The following is an 18780-nucleotide window of genomic DNA, read 5'->3' as shown; positions in this document are numbered from 1 at the left end:
AGCGATCGCTATGGATTCCGTGTACTCTGCTTTCCATAGTCATCACTACAGATCTAGGGATGGGGACACCATGGGTTCGCTCACGGGCAAGACGGCTCTTGTGACGGGTGGCAGCCGGGGCATCGGGCGGGCGACCGCCGAGCGGCTCGGCAGGGAGGGCGCCCTCGTGGCCGTGCACTACGGGCACAACGCCGCCGCCGCCGAAGAGACCGTGGGCGCGATCCGGGCGGCGGGCGGCACGGCCTTCGCCATCCGGGCCGAACTGGGCGCGGACGGCGGCGTGGAGAGCCTGTGGGCCGAGTTCGACCGTCAGGTGATGGAGCACGGCGACAGCGCCGACCTCGACATCCTGGTGAACAACGCCGGCATCACGTCCCGCGGCCACATCGAGGAGACCACCCCCGAGTCCTTCGACGAGATGTTCGCCGTCAACGTGCGGGCCCCGTTCTTCCTGGTGCAGCAGGGGCTCAAGCGACTCCGGGACGGCGGCCGGATCGTCAACGTCTCGTCCGGGGCGACGCGCATCGCCCTGACCGACATCATCGCCTACGGCATGACCAAGGGTGCCATCGACACCTTCAGCCTCACGCTCGCCAAGGCCCTCGGCGACCGCGGCATCACCGTCAACTCGGTGGCGCCCGGCATCATCGACACCGACATGAACGCCTCCTGGCTCCGCGGCAACGAAGGCGCCGAGCAGTCCGCCTCGCAGCTCTCGGCGCTCGGCCGGGTGGGCCGCCCGGAGGACGTGGCCGACATCGTCGCCTTCCTGGCCTCGGACGACGCCCGCTGGGTAACGGGACAGGTCATCGACGCCACGGGCGGTTCGCAACTCTGATGCGCAGCGGGCTCGCGCAGCAGGGAGGCCCCATGCACGTCATCATCGCCCGGTGGGACGGAACGCACCCCGTCGGAATCCCGGACCCGGGGCCTCCTCCGTACGCGACGGCCCTCAGGCCGTGTCCCCGGCCAGGAACGGGCGTACGTACTCCGCGCCCCGCTCCCTCAGCAGTTCGTGCAGGGCGGTGAAGACCTCCGCCGAGCGGCGGCCGGGCCAGTCGGCCGGGAGGAGTTCCGCCGGGAGGACCGGATCGGCGTACGGCAGGCGGCGCCAGGAGTCGAGGGCGAGCAGATGGTCCCGGTAGGCGTCCTCGGGCCCCGCAGGGGCCGTCCGCCAGGACCGCAGCACCGGCTCGTGCACCGCGAGGAACTCCTCGTGCAGTCCGGCGATGGCGGACAGGTCCCACCAGCGGGCCACCGCCTCGGTCGTCGCCGCGTACCCCAGGTGGTCGCCCCGGAAGAGGTCCACGTACGGGGAGAGTTCGAGCCGCTCCAGGGCGTTGCGGGTCTCCTCGTACAGGCGCGCGGGGGCGATCCAGACGCCGGGCGCCGCCGAGCCGAAACCGAGCCGGCCGAGCCGGGAGCGCAGCAGGTGCCGCTTGTGCCGCTCGGCCTCGGGGACCGAGAAGACGGCGAGGACCCAGCCGTCGGCGAGTTCGGGTTCGGTACGGGCGTAGATGCGCAGGTCGCCGTCGTCCAGGAGCCTGCGGGCGTCCTCCGAGAGGGCGTACCCGGCGGCCCCGCCCGCCGTCCGGCCCGGCAGCAGCAGCCCGCGCCGCTTCAGCCGGGACACCGAGGAACGCACCGAGGGCGCGTCCACCCCGAGGGCGCCGAGCAGCCGGATGAGGGCGGCCACCGGCAGGGGGGAGCCGTCGGGGGTACGGCCGTAGGCGCCGTAGAAGGAGACGATCAGGGATCGGGGGGTGTGCTGCTCGGCCACGCGATCACTTTAGGGGGTGCCCGGGGCGCCGCGCCCGGCAGAGAGGGGCCGGGGGTGCGGAACGTGCCGGTCAGGCATGGTTTCGGGGGGTGGGAGCGGGGGAGGAGCGGTCCCCGCCCGCTCTCGGCCGGGGTCCCGCGAGTGGGGCGGTTTCGGCCACGCGACCCAGGTCCGCGCCACCGACGGCCGCCTCTGGCGCCGCCTTCGGGGCCCCGTACGTCCCCTTACGCCGTAGCTCTACCTGTGCCTCTGCCTCTGCCTGTGCCTGTACCCGTCTCCGTCCCCGTCTCCGTACGCCGTCCCCGAACCCGCCCCCCGTCCCCTCACGTCGCCCCGCGCAGTCGGAAGCGCTGGATCTTGCCCGTGGCCGTGCGGGGCAGGGCGTCCAGGAAGACGATCTCGCGGGGGGACTTGTACGGGGCCAGCCGGGCGCGGACGAAGGCCCGGAGCGCGGCGGCCGTGCCCGCGTCGCGCGCGACGCCCTCCCGTACCACCGTGTAGGCCACGACGATCTGTCCGCGCAGTGCGTCGGGGCGGCCCACGACGGCGGTCTCCACCACGTCGGGGTGGGTGAGGAGGACCTCCTCCACCTGGGGTCCCGCGATGTTGAACCCGGCGGAGATGATCATGTCGTCGGCCCGTGAGACATACCGGAAGTAGCCGTCGGGCTCGCGGACGCAGGTGTCTCCCGTGACGTTCCAGCCGTCCCGTACGTACTCCGTCTGGCGGGGGTCGGCCAGATAGCGGCAGCCCACCGGGCCGCGCACGGCGAGCAGCCCCTCCTCGCCGTCGGGGACCTCCCGGCCCGCGCGGTCGACGATCCTGGCCCGCCAGCCGGGCACCGGACGGCCGGTGGTGCCGGGGCGGATGTCCCCGTCGGCGGCCGAGAGGAAGATGTGCAGGAGTTCCGTGGCGCCGATGCCGTTGATGAGCCGGAGTCCGGTGCGCGCGTACCAGGCCTGCCAGGTGGCCTCGGGAAGGTTCTCCCCGGCGGAGACGCAGCGGCGCAGCGAGCCGAGTTCGGGGGCGGTTCCCTGGGCCAGCTCGTCGAGCATCACCCGATAGGCGGTGGGGGCGGTGAACAGTACCGATATCCGGTGCCGCTCGACCGCCGCGAGCAGCTGTTTCGGTCCCGCCTGTTCGAGCAGGACCGTGCTGGCCCCGGCCCGCAGGGGGAAGACGACGAGCCCGCCGAGGCCGAAGGTGAAGGCGAGTGGCGGCGAACCGGCGAAGACGTCGTCCGGCAGCGGGCGCAGGACATGCGCGGAGAAGGTGTCGGCGACGGCCAGGACGTCCCGGTGGAAGTGGACACAGCCCTTGGGACGGCCGGTGGTGCCGGAGGTGAAGGCGATGAGGGCCACGTCGTCGGCGGCGGTCGGCACGGCGGTGTAGCGGCCGGGGTGCCGGGCGGCGAGGGCGAGCAGATCGTCAGGGCCCTCGCCGCCGAACGGGGTGACGCGGAGGCCCGGGACGCGCGCTTCGAGGAGTTCGTCGAGGGTGGCGGCGGCGCAGAGGGCGTGGGTGCAGCGGGCGGCCTCGGCCATGACGGCGAGTTCGGGGGCGCGCTGCTGGGCGAGGACGGTCACGGCGATGGCGCCCGCCTTCATCACGGCGAGCCAGCAGGCGGCCAGCCAGGGGGTGGTGGGGCCGCGCAGCAGGACCCGGTTGCCGGGCAGGACCCGCAGGTCGGAGGTGAGGACATGGGCGATGCGGTCGACCCGCTCCCGGAGCAGCCCGTAGCTCCACACACCGCCCTCGCCGTCGAGGAAGGCGGGCCGGTCGGCGCCGAACCGCTCCACCGTGCGGTCGAGGAGTTCCTCCCCGCAGTTGAGCCGATCGGGGTACGCGAGTTCCGGGAGGTCGAAGAGGAGGCGCGGCCACTGCGCGGGCGGCGGCAGCCGGTCGCGTGCGAAGGTGTCGAGGTGGGCCGAGGGTGTCAGCTCCAAGAGTCCGTCCCCCTGTCGTGGTGGGGTCGCACATCGCTCCACGAGCGTATCGTGTCGGTGACGGCAGTCAACGGTTCGCGATACGACTGCCGGGGGAGGCCCGGACCACGGCACCGCCCGGTGCCCGGCGACGGCCTTCCGGGAGCGCCCCGGCCCAGGCGGTGGACCGGCGGCGGACAGGGACGAAGACGCCCCAAGGTGTCGGAGAGGGCCCGCATGCCCGCATTCTCGCTCGATCCGGAACAGACCACCTGGTGTGCGGAGCTGCGCGACCTCGCCGCCACCCGCCTCGCTCCGCTCGCCGAGCGGGGCGAGCCGGGCCGGGTCAACCGCCCCCTCGTCGCCGCCCTCGGCGACCTCGGCCTGCTCGCCCGGCTCTTCGGCTCCGGCGCCCTCGACCTCTGCCTCCTCCGCGAGACCCTCGCCCGCGTCTGCACCGAAGCCGAGACCGCCCTCGCCCTCCAGGGCCTCGGCGGACACCCCGTCGCCGCCTTCGGCACCCCAGCCCAGCGGGCCCGCTGGCTCCCCGGGATCACCTCGGGCCGGACCGTCACCGCCTTCGCGCTCTCCGAACCCGGCGCGGGCTCCGACGCCGCCGCCCTCGCCCTCGACGCCGTCCCCGACGGGCGCGGCGGCTGGCGCCTGCACGGCGAGAAGCGGTGGATCTCCAACGCGCCCGAGGCCGATGTCGCCACCGTCTTCGCCCGCACCACCCGGGGCGCGGGCGCCCGGGGCGTCACCGCCTTCCTGGTCCCCGCCGACCGGCCGGGGCTCGGCGGGGAACCCCTCGACATGCTCGCCCCGCACGCCCTCGGCACCCTCACCTTCGACGGGGTGCCCGTCGGCCCCGGGGACCTGCTCGGCGTGCCCGACCGGGGGTTCCGGGTCGCCATGCGCACCCTCGACCTCTTCCGCCCCAGCGTCGGCGCCTTCGCCGTCGGCATGGCCCAGGCGGCGCTCGACGCGACCCTCGCCCACACCGCGACCCGCCCCGCCTTCGGCGGCGTCCTCGCCGACCTCCAGTCCGTCGCCCACCAGGTCGCCGAGATGGCCACCCGCACGGAGGCGGCCCGTCTCCTGGTGTACGCGGCGGCCACCGCGTACGACGAGGGCGACCCCGACGTCCCCCGGCGCTCCGCCATGGCCAAACTCCTCGCCACCGAGACCGCCCAGTACGTAGTCGACGCCGCCGTCCAACTGCACGGCGCCCGCGCCCTGCAACGCGGCCACCTCCTCGAACACCTCTACCGGGAGGTCCGCGCCCCCCGGATCTACGAGGGCGCCACCGAGGTCCAGCGCACGATCATCGCGAGGGAGCTGTACGGGACGCGGCGAGCACCTGTCGGGCCCGCCCCCGCCGGAGCCGGGGGAGGGGGAGGGGAAGTGGCTGAGGCCGTGGGCGGAGCCGGGTCTGGGTCTGGGGCCAGGGCCGGGGACGAAGTCGTCAGCCCCGGGACCGTATCCACCGGCCCCGCACCCGCCACAGGCGTATCGGCAAGCACCGCCCCCGCCCCCGTCACGGACGTATCGGCAGGCCCTGCCCCCGCCACAGGCGTAACGGCAAGCACCGCCCCCGCACCCGTCGGCCCCCTGCCGGGCGCCGGGTCCCGGCCGTCCGCGCCCCAACGACGTCAGGAGGAGCCGTCGCCATGAGCCTGTACCGGCACAACCCCGCCGAACTCGCCCCGCCCACCGGCTCCTCGCATGCCGTCACCGCGACCGGTACCCGGCTCGTCTTCCTCGCCGGGCAGGCCGCGCACGGCCCGGACGGCAAGATCGTGGGCGACTCCCTCACCGAGCAGTTCGCCACCGCCCTCGGCAACCTCCTCACCGTGCTCCGGCACGCCGGAGGCACCCCCGCCGACCTCGCCCGCCTCACCGTCTACACCACCGACGTCGACACGTACCAGGACGAAGCCGACGAACTGGGCGAGATCTGGGCCAGGTTGGCCGGACGCGACCACCCGGCCACGGCTGTGATCGGCGTCGTGCGCCTCCGCGACGACCGGGCCAGAATCGAGCTGGACGGCATCGCGGTCCTCGACGAGCCCACCCCCGCTTGATCGACTGGTCCGCCGTACGGGCCGGGCTTAGGGTCGAGAGGTGGACCGACCGGCCCACGCCCCCTCCCGAGGGCGCGACCCGCCATGACCAGCGATGACCAGCACCCCCAGCCGAAGAAGGCGGCCACCGCCCACCGGCGCGGCGGGGAGGACGGCAAGGGCATCGCGCTGTTCGTCATCGCCTCCTGCCAGCTGATGGTGGTCCTCGACATCACCATCGTGAACATCGCGCTCCCGCACATCCAGACCGCCCTGGGCTTCTCCACCACCAACCTCTCCTGGGTCGTCAACGCCTACACCCTCACCTTCGGCGGACTGCTCCTCCTCGGCGGGCGCACCGGCGACATCCTCGGCCGCCGCCGGGTCTTCGTCTTCGGCGTCCTGCTCTTCGGACTCGCCTCGCTGCTCGGCGGGCTCTCCCAGTCCTCCTGGCACCTCCTCGCCGCCCGTGCACTCCAGGGCGTCGGCGGCGCCATCGCCTCGCCGACCGCGCTCTCCCTGATCACCACCACCTTCGACGAAGGACCCGAACGCAACCGCGCGTTCGCCGTCTTCTCGGGCGTCTCGGCGACCGGTGGGGCGATCGGTCTGCTGGCCGGCGGGGTCCTCGTCGAATGGCTCGACTGGCGCTGGGTGTTCTTCGTGAACGTCCCGATCGCCCTGCTCATCGCCTTCCTGACGCCGCGCCACGTCAAGGAGTCCGCCCGCCACCCCGGCCGCTTCGACCTCGCGGGAGCGCTCACCGCGACCCTCGGCATGGTGGCCCTGGTCTACGGGTTCATCCGCGCCGCCCGGGAAGGCTGGGGCGACTCCTGGACGCTCGGCTCCTTCGCCGCCGCGCTCGTCCTCCTGTCCTGCTTCGTCCTGGTGGAGCGCCGCTCCCGGCAGCCCATCACCCCGCTCCACCTGCTCGCCGACCGCAACAGGGCGGGCACCTACGGCATCATGCTCTGCCTCGCGGCGGCCATCTTCGGCATGTTCTTCTTCCTCACGCTCTTCGTGCAGACCGTCCTCGGCTTCAGCCCGCTCCGAGCCGGTCTCGCCTTCCTGCCGGTCAGCGCGGTGATCCCGGTCCTCGCCGGGATCACCGCCCGGCTGATGCCCCGCTTCGGACCGAAACCCTTCATGATGCTCGGCTCCGTCTGTCTGGCGGCGGGCCTGTCCTGGCTGACCCAGGTCGACGTGCACTCCACCTATCCGGGCGGCATCCTCGGCCCGATGCTGGTCCTCAGCGCGGGCATGGGCATGCTGTTCGTCTCGCTGACCCTGACCGCGCTCGCCGGGATCGCCCCCAGGGAGGCGGGCGCGGGCTCCGGCCTCCTCAACACGATGCAGCAGATCGGCGGCTCCCTGGGCCTGTCCATCCTGGTCACCGTCTTCGGCACGGCCAGCCGCGACGAGGCCGGCCGGCAGCTCCCCGCCTTCCTCGCCCAGGCGGACCCCGCCGAGAAGGCCCGGTTCGCCAGGACGGGCCTGCTGCCCCCGCCCTGGGGCCACCAGGTCCTCACCTCGGGCGTCTCGGCGGGCTTCGTCGTGGCGGCCCTCTTCGCCGCCGTCGCCTTCCTGATCGCCGTCCTGGTCATCCGGGTCCGCCCCGCCGACCTCGCACGGCTCAAGGGCGGCCCGCCCCTCGGCGGGTGACCCCTCCGGGCCGCTCCGGGCCCGCCGCCGACGGGCCCCGCCGACGACGGGTGAAAACCCGTCGAAGCCCCGTACAACCATGATCCGTTCCCGAAGGTCTAGATCACGCGTGTCGCCTCCCGACACCCGCAGGATCACGATCGAAGGAACGCATGAGAACCGTCCGACAGACCTCGGTGGCCGCCACCCTGGTCCTCGCCGCCGCCGGTGGGCTCCTCGCCACCGCTCCCACCGCCTCCGCCGCGGTGAGCTGTGCCTCCCCGCTCTTCAAGCGGGAGTTCTTCGCCAACACCACGCTCACCGGCACCCCCAAGCGGACCGACTGCGACAGCGCGATCAACGAGCACTGGACCGGCGCCCCGGCCCCCGGGCTGCCCCGCGACCGCTTCGGCGTCCGCTGGACCCTCACCCGCGACTTCGGCTCCGGCGGCCCCTTCACGTTCACGGTCCAGGGCCGCGACGGCGCCCGCGTCTACCTCGACGGCGTCCGCAAGTACAACGTCTGGAGCGACCTGGCCACCGCCCGCAAGGGCACCGTCAACCTCACCGTCCCCAAGGGCCGCCACACCCTGCGGGTCGACTTCGCGAACTGGACCGGCACCGCCGACATCGCCTTCGCCTACGCGCCCCGCACCGCCGCCGCCGTCGACAAGGTCAAGCCGCTCACCCCGGCCTCCGTCACCGTCGCCCACGACCGCGCCACCGGCCGGGTCAAGCTGGCCTGGGCCCGGAACAAGGAGATGGACCTCGCGGGCTACCGCGTCTACCGGCGCCTGTCCGGCCAGGCGTTCCCCGCCCGCCCGCTGCTCGTCACCACCGGCGCCACCGCCACCGACACCCCGCCCCCCACCGGGCAGACCTTCCTCTACGAGCTGCGCGCCGCCGACCGCGCGGGCAACGAGTCGCCCGGCAGCGCGGACTTCACCGTCGTCACCGTCGACCGGACCGCGCCCGCCGCCCCGACCGGCGTCAAGGCCACCGTGAGCACGGGAGCGGTCACCGTCGCCTGGCAGCCGGTGGCCGGGGCCAACCGCTACCGGGTGCTGCGCGCCGACAACCCGGCCGGACCCTGGACCAAGGCCGCCGACAACCTGACCGGCACCACCCACCGCGACACCACCGCCGACATCCGGCGCCCCTGGTACTACAAGACCGCCGCCATCGACGCGGCCGGAAACGTCTCCGCGCTCTCCGCCGCCGCCACCACCGGCGCCCCCGACACGACCCCGCCCGCGCCCGTCACCGCGCTCGCCGCGCGGGGCACCACGGCGGGCAACGGGATCACCTGGACCGCCTCCGTCTCCACCGACACCACCGGCTACCAGGTGTTCGCCGCGCCCGTCGGCGGACAGGACCCGGACGGCCCCGTGTTCGTCACCGGCACCTCGTACCACGACGACTCCGCCGAGACGGGCACCGAGACCGTCTACCGCGTCCAGGCGGTCGACCACTACGGCAACCTCTCGCAGGCGACGGAGGCGCGGGGGACCCGCCCGGTCCCGGCCGACGTCCCCGCCCCCACCGTGGACTCCGCCGCCCCCGGCGACCTCGCCAACACGATCGAGTTCCGGGCCCCGTACCTCACGGACCCGGACGCGAGCCCCGCAACCGGCTACCGGCTCTACCGCCGCACCGCCGCCCACACCCCCTGGAAGCTCCTGACCACCGGCACCCTGTCCCAGGAGTCGTACCCCCTCGCCTACGCCGACACCACCGCCCCCGTCGGCCGCGCCTCCTACTACCTGGTCTCCCTGGACGACCAGGGGGCCGAGGGCGCGCCCTCGGCCCCGTTCGAGATCGTCCGCGACCGCGCGGTCCTCACCGCCCCGCTGAGCGCCCCCAAGCTGACCGTCGTCCAGGACGTACGGGTCGCCGTGATCGTCGACGTGAAGCCCGCCGACGCCGACCGGGGCAAGGGCATCAAGGCCTACCGGTGGAGCTTCTCCTGCGTGGGCGGCTGGAACGAGTCCCAGGGCGAGACCATCCGCATCACCCAGCGCATCCCCTACGCGGGCCCCTGCGACCTCCAGGTCGAGGCCGTCGGCCACTACGGCTCGACCGGACTGACGGCGTACCAGGAGTTCTTCTGGGCCAGGTGATCCCCGGAGCCCGGCAGCCGACCGTCACCGGCTCCGGCGCCGCCTGCGGGGAACAGTGCCCGCGTACCGGTGCCGGTGTGTGTGCGTCACTCGATCCCGCATGAACATCCCAGGTCGCGGTCCGACGCCTGGACCGCACCCCCTCCCGGACCGCCGGACGGCGGCCCGGGAGGGGGTGCGGTGACATCTGCGCGCTAGATGTCCCGGAAGATCTCGATCTGCGCACCGATCGAGTTCAGCCGCTCCGCCAGGTCCTCGTACCCCCGGTTGATGACGTACACGTTGCGCAGCACCGAGGTGCCCTCGGCCGCCATCATGGCGAGGAGGACGACGACCGCCGGGCGCAGGGCCGGGGGGCACATCATCTCGGCGGCGCGCCAGCGGGTGGGGCCCTCGACCAGGACGCGGTGGGGGTCCAGGAGCTGGAGGCGGCCGCCGAGGCGGTTGAGGTCGGTGAGGTAGATGGCGCGGTTGTCGTAGACCCAGTCGTGGATGAGGGTCTTGCCCTGCGCGGTGGCCGCGATGGCCGCGAAGAAGGGCACGTTGTCGATGTTCAGGCCGGGGAACGGCATCGGGTGGATCTTGTCGATCGGCGCCTCCAGCTTGGAGGGGCGGACCGTCAGGTCGACCAGGCGCGTGCGGCCGTTGTCGGCGGGGTACTCGGGCGAGCGGTCGTGGTCGAGGCCCATCTCCTCCAGGACGGCCAGCTCGATCTCCATGAACTCGATGGGGACCCGGCGGATCGTCAGCTCCGACTCGGTGACGACGGCGGCGGCGACCAGGCTCATCGCCTCGACCGGGTCCTCGGAGGGGGAGTAGTCGACGTCCACGTCGATCCGGGGCACGCCGTGCACGGTCAGCGTGGTGGTGCCGATGCCGTCCACCCGTACGCCGAGCGCCTCCAGGAAGAAGCACAGGTCCTGGACCATGTAGTTGGAGGAGGCGTTGCGGATGACGGTCACGCCGTCGTGGCGGGCGGCGGCCAGCAGGGCGTTCTCGGTGACGGTGTCCCCGCGCTCGGTCAGCACGATCGGGCGGTCGGGGGAGACGGAGCGCTCGACCTGGGCGTGGTAGATGCCCTCGGTCGCGGTGACTTCGAGACCGAAGCGGCGCAGCGCGATCATGTGCGGCTCGATGGTGCGCGTACCGAGGTCGCAGCCTCCGGCGTACGGCAGCTTGAAGCGGTCCATGCGGTGCAGCAGCGGGCCGAGGAACATGATGATCGAGCGGGTGCGGATCGCGGCCTCGGAGTCGATCGAGTCCATGTCGAGTTCGGCCGGGGGCACGATCTCCAGGTCGACGCCGTCGTTGATCCAGCGGGTGCGCACCCCGATGGAGTTGAGGACCTCCAGGAGGCGGAAGACCTCCTCGATGCGGGCGACCCGGCGCAGGACGGTGCGGCCCTTGTTGAGGAGGGAGGCGCAGAGCAGGGCGACGCAGGCGTTCTTGCTGGTCTTGACGTCGATGGCGCCGGAGAGGCGGCGGCGGCCCACGACCCGCAGGTGCATGGGGCCCGAGTACCCCAGGGACACGATCTCGCTGTCGAGGGCCTCGCCGATCCGGGCGATCATCTCAAGGCTGATGTTCTGGTTGCCGCGCTCGATCCGGTTGACGGCGCTCTGGCTGGTGGCCAGGGCTTCGGCGAGCTGCGTCTGGGTCCAGCCGCGGTGCTGACGCGCGTCACGGATGAGCTTGCCGATGCGTACGAGGTAGTCGTCTGCCATGGCTTCACGTTATCTCAGATATGAGATGGGGTTCGCGTTGGGGTAGGCCATCAGGGTGAAAGTCCGAGTGCGGTGGGGTGGCGCGGTTCGTACAAGGGGAGTTCGGTTCCGCTGGGCAGCCGTACGGCGGCGAGCAGCCCCCAGGGCTGCTCGGTGACGGCGCGTGAGATCTCGGCGCCCCGGTCCTCCAGGGCGGTCAGCGTCCGGCCGAGGTCCTCGCACATGAGATAGACCTCCTGCCGGGGTTCGAGCGTGGTGGGGTGGACGGCGGCTTCGGCGGGCGGCAGTCGGAAGACCAGCCAGCCGTCCCCCGCGTCCACGTGCGCGAACCCGAGGACGTCCTTGAGGAAGGTCCGGTCCGCCTCCGCGTCGCGGGTGTAGAAGATCACGTGCGCGCCGATGAACATGACCTGATTGTCCGTCTATGGGAGGAAGGCGGCAAGGGTGCGGCGGCCGTTCGGGGGAGGGGTGGGCGAATGGTCGATGGCGGTCCACTCATGCGTGTGGAGTGCCGGTGTGAGCGGACCCCGACGGGCGCACCGACGGGCGTTTTGAGGTTTTCCTTACCTTTGGCGCCCTGGTCATCGTCGTCCCGGGCGCCCCCGTCGATACAGAAGGAGCGAGGCTGGATGCTGCGCCGATTGTGGGGGCTAGCGGGAATCGCGGGCTTGACCGCGGGTTTGATGCTGCCGGGACAGCACCAGGCGCTCGCCGCGCCCGGCGACCCCTTCCCCGAGGGCCCCGGCCTCGTCTTCGTGGCCCAGGGGCCGGCACCCGGCGAGCCGACCACCCTCTACGAGGCCGTCCAGGGCACCGGCCAGATCACCTTCGTCAGGGAGGGCGCGGCCACCTTCGGCTACAACGCCATGGGCTTCCACACCCTGGACCGCTACCTCTACGCCATCAACAACAACGACGGTCTGGCCCGGATCGGCCAGGGCGGCGTCGCCACCAACCTCGGCCAGGTCGGACTGCCCTCCAGCGGCACCTTCAGCTACAACCAGGGCACCTTCGGAGAAGGCCCCACCGCCGACATCCTCTACGTCCGCCAGTCCACCTCCGACAACAGCCTCTACGCGGTCGACGTCACGACCAGGACCTCGACCCGGATCGCGCTCTCGGCCAACGTGCCGAACGTCTCCGACATCGTCTGGAAGGACGGCTACATCTGGGGCGTGTACGGCGAGGGCCACCAGCTCTACCGCATCGACCCCGACGACGGCGCCGTCCTCGTGATCCCCCTCCCGGGCCTCCCCGCCAACCCCTACGGGGCCCAGTGGGTCTACGGCAACGGCAACATCGGCATCTCCAACAACGTCACCGGCACCGTCTACCAGCTCCACATCAACAACCCGACGTCCGGCGCCCCCTCGGTCACCATCCTCTCCTCCACCAGGGGCCCGGCGAACAATCAGAACGACGGCGCCTCCGTCCCCGGCGAACCCGCCGACCTCGGCATCGTCAAGGACGGCCCGACGACCTGGTCGCCGGGCGACACCCTCACGTACACCCTGCGGATCCACAACTACGGCCCCGGCGACTCCTCCGGCTACATCGTCACGGACACCCTCCCGGCGAACCTGGGCAACCCCCAGACCGGCACCGACGGCTGCGCCGTCACCACGGACAACGGCCAGAGCCTCGTCCAGTGCACCGGCGGTCCGCTCGCCGACGGCGCCGACGCCCCCGTGATCACCATCACCGGCACCGCACCGGCCACCCCCGGCACCGACTGCACCACCGACGCGATCAGCGACACCGCCAGGGTCACCGGCAACGAGGCCGACCTCGTCCCCGGCAACAACTCCGCCGACTCCACCGCCTGTCCCGCGGGGCAGGCCGAGCCGTCCTTCACCGTCGCCAAGAGCGCCTCCGTCGCGCCCGACGGCTTCGTCGGCTCCGGCGACAGCGTCACGTACACGGTCACCGTGACCAACACCGGAACCGTGGACTACACCGCCGAAGGCCCCGCCTCCTTCACCGACGACCTGAGCGATGTCACCGACGACGCCAAGGTCGACCCTGCCTCGCTGACCGGCGGCGCCCAGCTCGTCGACGACAGCGTCACCTGGTCCGGCCCCCTGGCCGTCGGCGAGTCCCACACGGTGACCTACACGGTCACCGTCAACGGCCCCGACCAGGGCGACCACGTCCTGCGCAACGCCGTCACCCCCGGCGCCACCGGAAGCTGCGTCAGCGCCGCCGACTGCACCTCGTCGGTGCCCGTCGCCGCCTTCGTCGTCGAGAAGGGCGTGGACCCCACCGTCGCGTCCCCCGGCGACGTCCTGCGCTACACCGTGACGGTCACCAACACCGGAGCGGTCGACTTCGGCGGCACCGCCACCCCGCACGCCCCGCCCGCCCATCTGGAGGACTCCCTCGCCGGAGACCTGACCTGGGCCGACTACAACGGGGACGCCGACCACGGCGGCACCCTCCAGGGCACCTCCCTCGTCTGGGACCTGGACCTGCCCGTCGGCGCCACGGTGACGCTCACCTACTCCCTCACGGTCCACTCCGCCGTCCCGTCCGGGACGGAACTCGCCAACACCGTGGTGCCCGGTCCGCGCGGCAGCTGCGTCACCGACGACGGCTGCTCCACCACGACCCCCGTCCAGGTCCGCCAGTTCACCGTGGCGAAGACCGCCACCCCCGCCGAGGCACGGCCGGGGACGACGGTGACGTACACCGTCACCGTGACCAACACCGGCGACCTCCCGTACACCGCCGCCGACCCCGCCTCGTTCAGTGACGACCTCTCCGACGTGCTGGACGACGCCACCTACAACGGCGACGCCACCGGCGGAGCCGTCGTCACCGGCACCCGGCTCGACTGGTCGGGTCCGCTCGCCGCGGGCGCCCAGACCACGATCACGTACAGCGTCACCGTGAACGACCCCGACACCGGCGACCGGCGGCTGCGCAACACGGTGACGCCCGGCACGGAGGGCAGGTGCGTCGCCGCCGGGCGGTGCGCCACCGACGTCCCCGTCATCGTCCCGCCGCCGGCCGAGTCGTCCCTGGCGCTGTCCAAGCGGGTGGTGACGCAAGGCCCGTTCGAGGTCGGCGACCGCGTCGACTACGCCTACACGGTCACCAACACCGGTGACACGCTCCTGACCGACATCAGCGTCTCCGACGACCGCGTCTCCACGGTGACCTGCGACGCGACCAGGCTCACCCCCGGTGAGACCACGACCTGCCGGGGCAGCTACGTGATCACGGCCGACGCGCTCACCGACTGCCGCCCGGCCGCCGGAGGCCGGGAGACCTGCATCGTCGTCAACATCGCGACCGTGACGGGCGACGACCCCTCGGGCGAGCCGGTCACCGGCGGTCCGGCTCGGGCCGTCGTCATGGTGACCCGGGGCGAGCCGACCCCGCCGTGCCCGGGATACGGCGAGTGCCCCGAGGACGGCTACGGCGAGGGCCACCACCCCGAGTCGGCCTGATCCGACCCGCTCCGGCGAGCAGCCGGGGCACCCGCGCCCGCGCCTCCTCACAGGGGCGCGGGCGCTCTGTCATCCGGTCCGGGACCGGCCCGCGAGGGATCGCACGTCCTGCCGGGCATGACCGACCGGCGGTGATGTACTAGAGTTATCTCGACATCGAGATAACTGCTTACGGCGTACCATGGCCGCCCCACCCGGGTAAGGGTTACCTAACTAAGCCTTACCTTAGCGGATCGGCGAGGAGCCGTGGCGGCAGCATGGCGGTAAAACGCGCACTTTGATGAAGGAGACTGTCGTGTCGGCGAACAGCTTCGACGCCCGCAGCACGCTGCGCGTGGGCGACGAGTCGTACGAGATCTTCAAGCTGGACAAGGTCGAGGGCTCCGCGCGCCTCCCTTACAGCCTGAAGGTCCTCCTGGAGAACCTGCTCCGCACCGAGGACGGCGCGAACATCACCGCCGACCACATCCGGGCCCTCGGCAACTGGGACTCGCAGGCGCAGCCGAGCCAGGAGATCCAGTTCACGCCGGCCCGCGTGATCATGCAGGACTTCACCGGCGTTCCCTGCGTCGTCGACCTCGCCACCATGCGCGAGGCCGTCAAGGAGCTGGGCGGCGACCCGGCGAAGATCAACCCGCTGGCCCCCGCCGAGCTGGTCATCGACCACTCCGTGATCGCCGACAAGTTCGGCACCAAGGACGCCTTCGGCCAGAACGTCGAGCTGGAGTACGGCCGCAACAAGGAGCGCTACCAGTTCCTGCGCTGGGGCCAGACCGCCTTCGACGAGTTCAAGGTCGTCCCGCCCGGCACCGGCATCGTCCACCAGGTGAACATCGAGCACCTGGCCCGTACGGTCATGGTCCGGGGCGGCCAGGCGTACCCCGACACGCTCGTCGGCACCGACTCGCACACCACCATGGTCAACGGCCTCGGTGTGCTCGGCTGGGGCGTCGGCGGCATCGAGGCCGAGGCCGCCATGCTGGGCCAGCCGGTCTCCATGCTCATCCCGCGTGTCGTCGGCTTCAAGCTGACCGGTGAGCTGACCCCCGGCACCACCGCCACCGACCTGGTCCTCACGATCACCGAGATGCTGCGCAAGCACGGCGTCGTCGGCAAGTTCGTCGAGTTCTACGGCGAGGGCGTCGCCGCCACCTCCCTCGCGAACCGCGCCACCATCGGCAACATGTCGCCGGAGTTCGGCTCCACCGCCGCGATCTTCCCGATCGACGGCGAGACCCTGAACTACCTCAAGCTGACCGGCCGCTCCGAGCAGCAGGTCGCGCTCGTCGAGGCGTACGCCAAGGAGCAGGGCCTCTGGCTCGACCCGGCCGCCGAGCCCGACTTCTCCGAGAAGCTGGAGCTCGACCTCTCCACGGTCGTCCCCTCCATCGCCGGCCCGAAGCGCCCGCAGGACCGCATCGTCCTCGCCAACGCCGCCGCGCAGTTCGCCCAGGACGTGCGCAACTACGTCGCCACCTCCGACGAGGCGGGCCAGGAGTCCTTCCCGGCCTCCGACGCCCCGGCCGTCAGCAACGGCATCCCGTCGAACCCGGTCGAGGTGACCGCCCCCGACGGCACGACCTACACGATCGACCACGGCGCCGTCACCGTCGCCGCGATCACCTCCTGCACCAACACCTCGAACCCGTACGTCATGGTCGCCGCCGCGCTCGTCGCGAAGAAGGCCGTGGAGAGGGGCCTGACCCGCAAGCCGTGGGTCAAGACCACCCTCGCCCCGGGCTCGAAGGTCGTCACCGACTACTTCGACAAGGCGGGTCTCACCCCGTACCTGGACAAGGTCGGCTTCAACCTCGTCGGCTACGGCTGCACCACCTGCATCGGCAACTCCGGCCCGCTGCCGGAGGAGGTCTCCAAGGCGGTCAACGAGCACGACCTGGCCGTGACCTCGGTCCTCTCGGGCAACCGCAACTTCGAGGGCCGTATCAACCCCGACGTCAAGATGAACTACCTGGCCTCCCCGCCGCTGGTCGTCGCGTACGCCCTCGCGGGTTCCATGAAGGTGGACATCACCAAGGACGCCCTCGGCGTGGACCAGGACGGCCGGCCGGTCTACCTGACGGACATCTGGCCGACCGAGGCCGAGGTGAACGACGTCGTCGCCAACGCCATCGGCGAGGACATGTTCAACAAGTCCTACCAGGACGTCTTCGCGGGCGACGCCCAGTGGCAGGCGCTGCCGATCCCGACCGGCAACACCTTCGAGTGGGACGCCGAGTCCACGTACGTCCGCAAGCCCCCGTACTTCGAGGGCATGACGATGGAGACCACCCCGGTCACCGACATCGTCGGCGCCCGTGTGCTCGCCAAGCTGGGCGACTCGGTCACCACCGACCACATCTCCCCGGCCGGCGCCATCAAGGCCGACACCCCGGCCGGCAAGTACCTCACCGAGCACGGTGTGGAGCGTCGTGACTTCAACTCCTACGGCTCGCGCCGAGGCAACCACGAGGTCATGATCCGCGGCACGTTCGCCAACATCCGCCTGCGCAACCAGATCGCGCCGGGCACCGAGGGCGGCTACACCCGCGACTTCACCCAGGGTGACGCCCCGGTGTCGTTCATCTACGACGCCTCGCAGAACTACCAGGACGCCGGCATCCCGCTGGTCATCCTGGGCGGCAAGGAGTACGGCTCCGGCTCGTCCCGCGACTGGGCCGCCAAGGGCACCGCGCTCCTCGGCGTCAAGGCCGTCATCACCGAGTCGTACGAGCGCATCCACCGCTCGAACCTCATCGGCATGGGCGTCCTGCCGCTCCAGTTCCCGGCCGGCCAGACGGCCGACTCGCTCGGTCTGACCGGCGAGGAGACCTTCTCCATCGAGGGCGTCACCGAGCTGAACGAGGGCACCACGCCGAGCACGGTCAAGGTCACCACCGACACCGGTGTCGAGTTCGACGCGGTCGTCCGCATCGACACCCCCGGCGAGGCGGACTACTACCGCAACGGCGGCATCATGCAGTACGTGCTCCGCAACCTGATCCGCGGCTGACCCCACCGGATCCCGTAGCACGAAACGGGCCCCGCTCCTCGGAAGAGGAGCGGGGCCCTTCGTCATGCCCTCGACCCCGAGGCCGAGCGGTACGACTAGAACATCAGACGGAAGCCGTTCCAGCCGCCCGTGCCGATCTTCACCTTGGCCTGGTACGGGGCGGAGGCGTTGCCCGTGCCCTTGTACAGCCAGAGCGCGCCGGCGCCGTCACGGGCCACCAGGTCGGCGTGGCCGTCGTAGTTCAGGTCGCCGACGGACAGCAGGTAGTTGTAGGCGTTCCAGCCGCCACCGATCTTCGTACGACCGGAGTAGGGGGCCTTGTAGTTGCCCGTGCCCTTGTAGAGCCAGAGCACGCCCGAACCGTCGCGCGCGACGATGTCGGCCTTGCCGTCGCCGGTCAGGTCGCCCTTGCCGGTGATCTGGTTGTACCCGCCCCAGCCGCCGCCGACCCGGACGCGCGGGGCGAGGGTGCCGTCGCCCTTGCCGAGGTACAGCCACAGCACGCCGGAGGCGTCCCGGGCGAGGAGGTCGTCGGAGGCCGCGCCACCCGCGTTGGCGGGAGAGAAGACGCGGTTGTAGACGCCCCAGCCGCCGCCGAGGTCACGGGAGTTCTGGCTCCAGGCCCCGTAGTACAGCCGGTTGTTCTCGACGAACCAGACGCCGTCGGACTCGCCGTCGCTGTTGACGTCCGTCTGGGTGACGTACTTCTTGTACTGGAAGCCGTAGCCGGTCTTCTCGGCGGCCGAGAGGCCACCGTTGTCGGTCGGGGCGTACCCGTAGATGTCACCGGAGTTGTTCACGCCGTACAGGGCGTTGATCGGGGTGACGGCGGCCGCGGTGTTCGCGGCGAAGGTGCTCGCGCGGGGGGCCGTGTCGACGGACTTGGCGGACGCCCCGGGGGTCTCGGCGGCCACGGCGGCGGAGGTGCCGGTGGCGACGAGGGCGGCCGTGACGGCCGCGACGGTCACACGGGACGCGAAGCCCGCGCGGTTCAGGCCAGAAGAGTTGGCCACGTGTACTCCAGATGCGAGTGGAATGAGGCAGGTCCCACCGCGCGTCCGTCAC

At 71.9% G+C, this 18780-nt stretch carries 11 protein-coding genes and 1 pseudogene; 7 read left to right on the top strand and 5 right to left on the bottom strand.

Features of this window, described 5'->3' with window-relative positions:
• Window positions 1-70: 70 nt before the first annotated feature.
• A complete protein-coding gene (locus BU197_RS14755; RefSeq protein ID WP_188268728.1) occupies window positions 71-838 on the top strand; it encodes an SDR family oxidoreductase in 768 nt (255 codons plus the stop codon).
• A 114-nt stretch (window positions 839-952) separates the two neighbouring features.
• On the opposite strand, the gene BU197_RS14750 is transcribed toward BU197_RS14755, so the two are convergent.
• Window positions 953-1780, bottom strand: coding sequence for a PaaX family transcriptional regulator C-terminal domain-containing protein (locus BU197_RS14750; protein WP_188268727.1), 828 nt, complete (start codon window positions 1778-1780; stop codon window positions 953-955).
• A 323-nt stretch (window positions 1781-2103) separates the two neighbouring features.
• Window positions 2104-3726, bottom strand: a complete 1623-nt coding sequence (locus tag BU197_RS14745) for an AMP-binding protein (protein WP_188268726.1) — start codon at window positions 3724-3726, stop codon at window positions 2104-2106.
• A gap of 216 nt (window positions 3727-3942) precedes the next feature.
• Between BU197_RS14745 and BU197_RS14740 the strand changes: the two are divergent.
• The 4 genes and pseudogenes from BU197_RS14740 to BU197_RS30995 form a co-directional block, all read left to right on the top strand.
• Window positions 3943-5064: pseudogene (locus tag BU197_RS14740) on the top strand (acyl-CoA dehydrogenase family protein); the annotation flags it as partial.
• A gap of 311 nt (window positions 5065-5375) precedes the next feature.
• A complete protein-coding gene (locus BU197_RS14735; protein ID WP_188268724.1) occupies window positions 5376-5789 on the top strand; it encodes a RidA family protein in 414 nt (137 codons plus the stop codon).
• 84 nt (window positions 5790-5873) lie between these two features.
• A complete protein-coding gene (locus BU197_RS14730; protein WP_188268723.1) occupies window positions 5874-7430 on the top strand; it encodes an MFS transporter in 1557 nt (518 codons plus the stop codon).
• Between the two features lie 152 nt (window positions 7431-7582).
• Window positions 7583-9529, top strand: coding sequence for a PA14 domain-containing protein (locus BU197_RS30995; RefSeq protein ID WP_262928244.1), 1947 nt, complete (start codon window positions 7583-7585; stop codon window positions 9527-9529).
• A 194-nt stretch (window positions 9530-9723) separates the two neighbouring features.
• On the opposite strand, the gene BU197_RS14720 is transcribed toward BU197_RS30995, so the two are convergent.
• Both BU197_RS14720 and BU197_RS14715 read right to left on the bottom strand, forming a co-directional pair.
• On the bottom strand, window positions 9724-11253 hold the full coding sequence (locus BU197_RS14720; protein ID WP_188268722.1) for a helix-turn-helix domain-containing protein: 1530 nt from the start codon (window positions 11251-11253) through the stop codon (window positions 9724-9726).
• A 50-nt stretch (window positions 11254-11303) separates the two neighbouring features.
• Entirely contained in the window at window positions 11304-11660 is a 357-nt protein-coding gene (locus tag BU197_RS14715) for a VOC family protein (protein ID WP_188268721.1), read from the bottom strand.
• 261 nt (window positions 11661-11921) lie between these two features.
• Here BU197_RS14715 and BU197_RS14710 point away from each other — a divergent pair, with 261 nt between their 5' ends.
• Window positions 11922-14705 carry a DUF11 domain-containing protein gene (locus BU197_RS14710; protein WP_188268720.1) on the top strand — a complete coding sequence of 928 codons (2784 nt, stop codon included), beginning with the start codon at window positions 11922-11924 and terminating at the stop codon, window positions 14703-14705.
• A 295-nt stretch (window positions 14706-15000) separates the two neighbouring features.
• Window positions 15001-17715 (top strand): aconitate hydratase AcnA, encoded by a 2715-nt coding sequence (gene acnA, locus BU197_RS14705; protein ID WP_317452117.1) that lies wholly within the window; start codon window positions 15001-15003, stop codon window positions 17713-17715.
• A 95-nt stretch (window positions 17716-17810) separates the two neighbouring features.
• On the opposite strand, the gene BU197_RS14700 is transcribed toward acnA, so the two are convergent.
• Entirely contained in the window at window positions 17811-18728 is a 918-nt protein-coding gene (locus BU197_RS14700) for an FG-GAP repeat domain-containing protein (protein WP_188268718.1), read from the bottom strand.
• Window positions 18729-18780 lie beyond the last annotated feature (52 nt).

Source organism: Streptomyces sp. CBMA291 (genome assembly GCF_014596525.1).
Lineage (GTDB): Bacteria > Actinomycetota > Actinomycetes > Streptomycetales > Streptomycetaceae > Streptomyces.
This window is presented reverse-complemented; position numbering and strand designations above follow the sequence as displayed.

Bases quoted from the DNA above. Each gene is read 5' to 3' on its own strand.
- BU197_RS14735 (WP_188268724.1), top strand. From the start codon at position 5,376: ATGAGCCTGTACCGGCACAACCCCGCCGAACTCGCCCCGCCCACCGGC.
- BU197_RS14730 (WP_188268723.1), top strand. From the start codon at position 5,874: ATGACCAGCGATGACCAGCACCCCCAGCCGAAGAAGGCGGCCACCGCC.
- BU197_RS14720 (WP_188268722.1), bottom strand. From the start codon at position 11,253: ATGGCAGACGACTACCTCGTACGCATCGGCAAGCTCATCCGTGACGCG.
- BU197_RS14715 (WP_188268721.1), bottom strand. From the start codon at position 11,660: ATGTTCATCGGCGCGCACGTGATCTTCTACACCCGCGACGCGGAGGCG.
- BU197_RS14755 (WP_188268728.1), top strand. From the start codon at position 71: ATGGGTTCGCTCACGGGCAAGACGGCTCTTGTGACGGGTGGCAGCCGG.
- BU197_RS30995 (WP_262928244.1), top strand. From the start codon at position 7,583: ATGAGAACCGTCCGACAGACCTCGGTGGCCGCCACCCTGGTCCTCGCC.